Source organism: Nonomuraea ceibae (assembly GCF_019396325.1).
Classification (GTDB): domain Bacteria; phylum Actinomycetota; class Actinomycetes; order Streptosporangiales; family Streptosporangiaceae; genus Nonomuraea; species Nonomuraea ceibae.
The window spans coordinates 59,602-65,948 of the sequence record NZ_JAHKRO010000046.1; the positions used below are offsets into that span (position 1 = coordinate 59,602).

General features: G+C 68.4%; 7 protein-coding genes and 1 pseudogene. 2 read left to right on the forward strand and 6 right to left on the reverse strand.

Annotation, left to right across the window (positions count from 1 at the left end; translation table 11 throughout):
* Positions 1-24: 24 nt before the first annotated feature.
* On the reverse strand, positions 25-2,175 hold the full coding sequence (locus tag KME80_RS26200) for a P-loop NTPase fold protein (protein WP_219508840.1): 2,151 nt from the start codon (positions 2,173-2,175) through the stop codon (positions 25-27).
* Positions 2,176-2,294: 119 nt separating this feature from the next.
* On the opposite strand from KME80_RS26200, the gene KME80_RS26205 reads away from it, so the two are divergent.
* Both KME80_RS26205 and KME80_RS26210 read left to right on the forward strand, forming a co-directional pair.
* Entirely contained in the window at positions 2,295-2,993 is a 699-nt protein-coding gene (locus KME80_RS26205) for a hypothetical protein (RefSeq protein WP_219508841.1), read from the forward strand.
* A gap of 2 nt (positions 2,994-2,995) precedes the next feature.
* Positions 2,996-3,409: a YxiG-like protein gene (locus KME80_RS26210; protein WP_219508842.1), complete on the forward strand. Its 414-nt coding sequence runs from the start codon at positions 2,996-2,998 to the stop codon at positions 3,407-3,409.
* A gap of 33 nt (positions 3,410-3,442) precedes the next feature.
* Here KME80_RS26210 and KME80_RS26215 read toward each other — a convergent pair whose 3' ends face one another.
* From KME80_RS26215 to KME80_RS26235, 5 genes and pseudogenes are all read right to left on the reverse strand, one after another.
* Entirely contained in the window at positions 3,443-3,580 is a 138-nt protein-coding gene (locus tag KME80_RS26215) for a hypothetical protein (RefSeq protein WP_219508843.1), read from the reverse strand.
* Between the two features lie 56 nt (positions 3,581-3,636).
* Positions 3,637-3,822, reverse strand: a complete 186-nt coding sequence (locus KME80_RS26220; RefSeq protein WP_219508844.1) for a hypothetical protein — start codon at positions 3,820-3,822, stop codon at positions 3,637-3,639.
* On the reverse strand, positions 3,819-4,268 hold the full coding sequence (locus KME80_RS26225; RefSeq protein ID WP_246645800.1) for an Imm8 family immunity protein: 450 nt from the start codon (positions 4,266-4,268) through the stop codon (positions 3,819-3,821). The genes KME80_RS26220 and KME80_RS26225 overlap by 4 nt, the downstream gene beginning before the upstream one ends.
* 6 nt (positions 4,269-4,274) lie before the next feature.
* Complete coding sequence (locus KME80_RS26230; protein WP_219508845.1) at positions 4,275-5,939, reverse strand: hypothetical protein; 1,665 nt, start codon at positions 5,937-5,939, stop codon at positions 4,275-4,277.
* Between the two features lie 291 nt (positions 5,940-6,230).
* A pseudogene (locus KME80_RS26235) lies at positions 6,231-6,347 on the reverse strand (IS5/IS1182 family transposase); the annotation flags it as partial.

The following is a 6,347-nucleotide window of genomic DNA, read 5'->3' on the forward strand; positions in this document are numbered from 1 at the left end:
GTACAACGCCCGGCCCCGCAGCGGTCAGTCACCGGCTCCGGAACATGCGCGGATCTGCTCGGGAGTCAGCTCGGCCCCGGGCACGGCGTGCAGCACCTCATGCAGGTCGGCCGAGGCGGCCAGCTCCCGCAGCGCCTCCGGGAGGTCGTCGCCGCCCGACCGGTCCATGAGCCGCGTGATGTCGTCGGGGTGCGCTTCGAGGTGATCGGCCAGCTCCGGCCAGCGGATGCGGAGCAGGGTCCACAGGGCCAGGGTGTCCGTCGGCACCACGCTGCCTTCCAGCACGCGTACGGCCCGCAGCACGGTGTAGGTGTTGACGAACCGCTTCATCGCCCTCGGATTGCTGTGGAACAACCGGGCGAACCTGGACAGGGCATGATGCGACAGATCCTGGACGTCGGCGTCGAGGATGCGCTCGACCGCCTGCGACGCCACCGCCTGCCGCACCTCCGGGTCGGCCTTCTCCAGCACCTTCAGCACCTGGGTCTCGTCGCCGCTCCGGTCGAGCTCCGCCCTGACCCGCTCGGCCCCGGGCGGCGACGGCTGGGCGGCGGTGCCGAGCAGCCGGCCGAAGTACTGGTCGCGGCTGGTCGCCCCCAGCCTCGGCATCGGGACGCTGAGCTGGAACAGCTTGTCCAGGAACAGATAGCCGAGCGGACGCCCGGGCGCCGACACGGCGGGCTTGAACGTCTCGTACGCGTTCTCGTAGGCGCAGCGCAGCCAGGCGCCGTCCATCGCGACGACGAAGCTGGGCGCGTGGTGCTTGGAGTGCTTCCAGCGTTCCGGCACGTCCCGTAGCAGCGTCTGCACGGAGTCGAGGAAGTTGACCACGTAGTCCGCGTTGCACCGGTCGAGGTCCTCGATGAGGACGACGATCGGCCGCCCGGCGTGCCGGACCAGCCAGGCGAGGTGCTCGGCGACGTCATTCATGGGATCGTGGTGCGACTCCTCGAAGGAACGGGCGCGTCGCGCCGACGCCCACATCGCGTACCTGCTGACCAGCACTCCGGCCGTCCACAGCCCGCCCAGGGTGCCCAGCAGCGTGGTGGCGGTCTTGAGCGTGGGCTCGATCCCGCCCACGGCGCCCGACCCGAACAGCGACACGAGAAGCAGCGCCGCGCCGACCAGCAGCAGGCCGGACACCACCTGCGGGGCGCCGTCGCGCCGCACCCGCGCGACCAGCTCCCGTACGAGGAACGCCGGACGCCTCCGGCGCGGCCGGGCGGCGACGACCGCCTTCCGTATCGCGGTCAGCAGCGCCCACCACGGCGGCTCGATGCGCACGTGCCGCCAGGTGTCGAAGAACACCACGAGCGAGTCGCTCCGCAGATCGGCGGCGAGCAGCTTGAGCAGCGTGCTCTTGCCCGTGCCCCAGGACCCGTCCACGTGCACGAGGAACGACGAGCCCGGGGTGTCGGTCCTGGCCTGGCGTAACTGCCGGGCGAGCACCCCGGCCAGAGCGGCCCGCTTGAGCAGGTCGTGGTCCGCCGGGGCGTCGTTCACCCATTCCGTACGCTCCCGCCCCCGGACGCCCTCGTCCTCGGGCTCCCCTCGCGAGTCGCCGGCCGGTGGGGCTTCCTGGGCGCTGATGAGCAGATCGAGTTCCGGCGGCAGCATGCTCCTGAGCGAGTCGACCGAGCGCATCAGGCCGATCTGGCGCTTGGCGTCCGACGCGACCATGATGCCGAGCACCGCCTGGCGTTCGTGGCTCCAGACCGGCGCCCCGGAATATCCCGCCGTGAACCCCGAACCGGTGGACGCCTGCACCTGCACGAACCCGCTCGGCAGCGGCCCCACGACCTGCCCGAACGTCCAGACGCCTGCCTCGTGATCGGCGGGGAACCCGTACACCGCCACCTGCTGGTCCGGCAGCACCCCGGACGCGAGCGGCACCGGCCTGGCCCCCGGCACCGCGGCGGCCGCGTCCAGCCGCAGGACCGCGAGATCCCCCTCCTGGGACGACGACCAGAACACGACCTCCGCGCCCACCGGCCCGCTCCCCAGGAACGGGAAGTCCACCTCCACCGTCGTCGGCGGCCCCTCGTCCCACCCCCCGAACAGATGCGCGCACGTCACCACGAGGTCGGGCGCGACCAGCACGCCCGCGCCCCTGCTCCGGCCGTTGGCGACGCGCACGACAGCCCGCTCCATCCCGGCCTCTCCAGGTGCGCTCACACTCAGAATCGTCCCAGAACGCGGACTCCGGGGAAGGGATACGACCGCATGTCTACGGTGTTGCGTACGAGACACCCGTTCGCCCGTTCCGCAAGGGACGGACCCAGGAGGAGACGCAGATGACCACCCCCCACACTCCAGCGGCCGGCGAACTCCTCGACCCTTTCGGCACCCTGCGCCGCGCCCTGTGGATCGGCGGCGGCCAGTGGGCCGGAAAATCGACGGTGGCCCGCCTCCTGGCCGAGCGCCACGGCGTCACCGCCTACCACTACGACTACCACGACGCGCGCGCCCACAACGACCGCCGGATCGCCCGCCGAGTCGCCCACGGCGACCCCGACCCCGGCCGCGCCCCCGACCCGGACCGGACATGGGTCCACCCCACCCCCGAGGAGATGGCCGCCGAGACCCTGGCCGGCTTCCCCGTCCGCTTCGCATGGGCCCTCGACGACCTGCGCGCCCTCGTCTCCGGCCACCCGATCATCGCCGAAGGCTGGGGCCTGCGCCCCGAACTCGTCGCCCCCATCGTCGACTCACCGCGCCGGATGATCGTCATGGTGCCCACCCCCGAGTTCCGCCGGCACCAGGCCCGGACGCTTCCCCGGGCCGCCTCACTCGGAGGCCTCGTCACCGACCCGGCCCGCGCCCAGGCCAACCGCCTCGCCCGGGACCGCCTCGTCGCCGAGGACGCCGTACGCACCGCCCGCGACCTGGGCATCCGCGTACTGGAAATCGACGGCTCCCACGACGCCGCCACCACCGCCCGGACGGTGGCCGACCACTTCGCCCCCTACCTCCCGAAGCCGCTGAACCCGTGAACATGGCTGAGCTGAGACAGGCCCTGGACGACACCTTCGATCACGCGCTGCTCCGCCACGGCTTCATGCACCACAACCGCGACTACCAGCTCGTGATCCAGCCGCTGGTGACGCCCCGAGCCGAGACCGTCAACCTGCGCTACGTGTTCCGGCACTGCGTCCAGGCCACCTGCGTGACCGCCCTGCCGCCCCACACCTGGGCGGTCTCCCTCGACGACCGGCTCACCACGGACGAGCCCGGCGAGCTCGACGGACACTACTGGGGCGTGAACTGGCAGATGCTCTATCCCGGCGCCACCCTCATCACCGACTCACCGGCCGCGCGACACTGGACGGAAGCCGTCGGCATCCACTTCCATGGGGTACGGATCGAGACCGACGTGTACGCCCTCACCCTGATCTTCGCCCGCGCGTAACCCCCGCCCAGCCGGATCGAGGAGCTGGACGCGCTATCTACGGCTGCGCAGCAACACGACGGTCAGCCAAATAACGGTAGGCAGAAGAAGCAGCACCACCATGACGCCCACCGCGAAATCAAGGGCGCCGTCGCCCATCGGCGAGGAGATGAAGGCGTCATCGTCTTCCACCCGGCGACGGTATCGAAGGAGAGACCCGGTGTCACGGCATACACCAGCAACCGGATCTACCGCCGCACAGCCCTATAACGCTTGAGCAGAGCCGTCACCTTGTCAGGGTCACGGGCTCCGTTCAGCTCGTCGAGCAGGTCATCGGGGCACAGCTCATAGAGATCGCCCCACCACCGGCGCACCTTGTTGTCCCAGATCCGGTAGCCGCCAGGCACCCCCCTGGCCACGTAGCGCCTCCTCACCACCCGGCATCATCCTCGAACTCCCACTCTCCGATCCGGCCGATCTTCAAGGCCAGTTCACTCCACGTAGGCGCCTCCAGCACGGCAATCCGATCGCTCAGCCACTCGGTCACCTTGTCGGGATGAAGCTCGCCAACGAAGAGCCAGTGCCGGCCAATCAGAAACGGATGATCCCTGAGCTGCTCAGCCAAGGCCGACGGAGTGCAGACGGTGAGCTGGAATCGTTCCTCACCTCGTTCTCCCTGAGGACCGACATACATTTCCAGAAGCATGCAGCCGTGAGCCGGATCGCCACCCGCCCCGAGATCGACCCAACGAAACTCTCCCACTCGCGCTCTCACAGCCCCATGATCCCTCAAGACAAGCCGTCGTCCGGGCACCACGGAACTGAACGCGGACCATTCCAGATCCAAGTACGCGCCGCCTTTCATCTCGACGGAGGACATCGCGCACTACCCCACCCTCCTAACCGGATAAACAAGAATGAGATCCACCCCCGGCCGCGTATACAACCGCAACCGATAGCGGCCGGCCCCATTACGCGCGAGATTGGGAAATCGCACATTGCTGGCCGACAATCTCTGCATCACCAGGCGACCCGACTCGCTGACGATTTCCGCCTCGACCACCTTGTCCCAGCCCTTGCGCCGAAGAGGCGGCGGGGCCGAACGCAATGCCTTCGCCGTGACGCAGACCGCCCAATCCTGGCTGGGCGTGAAGAACAGAGCCAGCTGCCCGCTGACCTCCAGGGCGCCGGGCGGGTCCGCGTCCCAGATCACCTCCGCGTCGCTCCCGGTGTCCGCTTCCGCGTCGTAAATGCCGTAGGGCTGGCCGTCCCAGTCGTAGTAGGACGCGGTCGCCTGGAATCGAGTACGCAGCGCGGGCCAAGGGTCTCGGCACAGGGCGTCCTCTTTACGCGCCTCGCGCTTCAACTGGTCGCGTACGGCCCTGTCCTTCTCCGCCTCCTGCTGATTTATCTGAGCGGTGGACAGCAACAACTCTGGGTGCTTCCGCCCGATGACGTCCGGACAGAGCAGCGCGAGCAACGCAGGCCGCGCCTTGACCGGCTCCCCTGCCGCGAACCTGATGCACGCCCCTCGGCCCCTGCTGAGCAGTTCCTGGTCCGAGACATCCCGATCAGGCTTTCTCACGTTGCACAGGTAAGCCCGTTCACGCTCATGAACAGGGAGGTCCGCAACTCGCGGCGGCCCCGGCCGCGCCAAGCACTCCGTGAAGTCGATGCTCTGCCAGGAATAGGTGAGCCGTGGCTCGGTCTCGGACCCGACGACCATCAGCAAGGGAACCATGGCCGCAGCCCCCACCCCCGTCGGCACCCGGAAAGGCGCCTCCCGCCCCACCTCACGGTTCAATTCATGCGCGGTACGCGCCAGCCAGACGACGTAAAGCACATTCATGGCCTCGGCGATCGACTCGACCGTGCTCCCGCGCGTAAGGGAATCCACCAGTTCGACGAGGAACGCACTCCCGAACGTGCCCCAGCCGATGTACTGCGTCGCCCGAGACCAACGCCCGTCACGCCTCTGAGCGAGCAGAAGCATCACCATCACGACGAACCCGGCCACCCCCGCAACCAAGAGAGTCACGCCGTAGGTCGGGCTCACGAACCGCCGTAGGACCGAATCTTCCGCCAGCCGGACCACCAGCGGCAACACCGACTCCGCCAGCCCGAACACAAGCAGAGCCAGCCGAAACAGCCGCCCCGGCCCGGCGAACACCACCGCCAACAGCACGAGCGCCGGCACCCAGAGCACCAGCCCGATGATCACCTCGACCGTGTCAGGCAGAAAGGAGGGAATCACCAGCCAAGCGACATTGGCGTACAGCAGCGTCCGCAGCCACACACCCGCCCGCCCCAACGGCGCACCCGCCGGCCCAGGCCCCCGCAGAACCTGCCAGAACAACCACGCGTTCACCAGCCCGACCAGCAGCAGCCCGCCGAGCACCGGCACCAGAGGAGACGCCCCGACGCTCGAACTGGGCGGAGACCACATGGTGACCAGCCAGGCCGGCGTGGCAGTGCCGACCACCAAACTGACGACGATCGCACCGAGCGTGATGACCAGGGAGACAGAAGCTGCCCAGCGGTATAAGCGCATAATAAACGATGATCGTAGTGCACCTCATCGGCCCGAAAGCCCGACCCTGCAGCCTGAATATCCGCCATTGACGACCCATTCAAAAAGCACAATGCCCGCCTCTTTTCCAAAGGCGGGCATCGGTGAAGGTCAGGGCAGGAACACAGGGGCCATCCCTACGCGTCCTGGCACCACATCCAGCCGTGGTCCGAGATCCAGCAGCGGTAGTACCCCTCATGCTGCATGGCCTGAGCGGGAGCGCTCGCCATTCCGATCGTGAGGACGGTGGTGACAGTCATCAGTGAACGCTTTTCATCCTGCTTCACGGAGTTGAAGAACGAGGATGGCTTTGACGAGCTGACCTGCGAGAAGAGGGCAACACCGTAGCTTGCGAAGGACGCGCCAGGTTTTCAGCTGCGCATTCGCGCG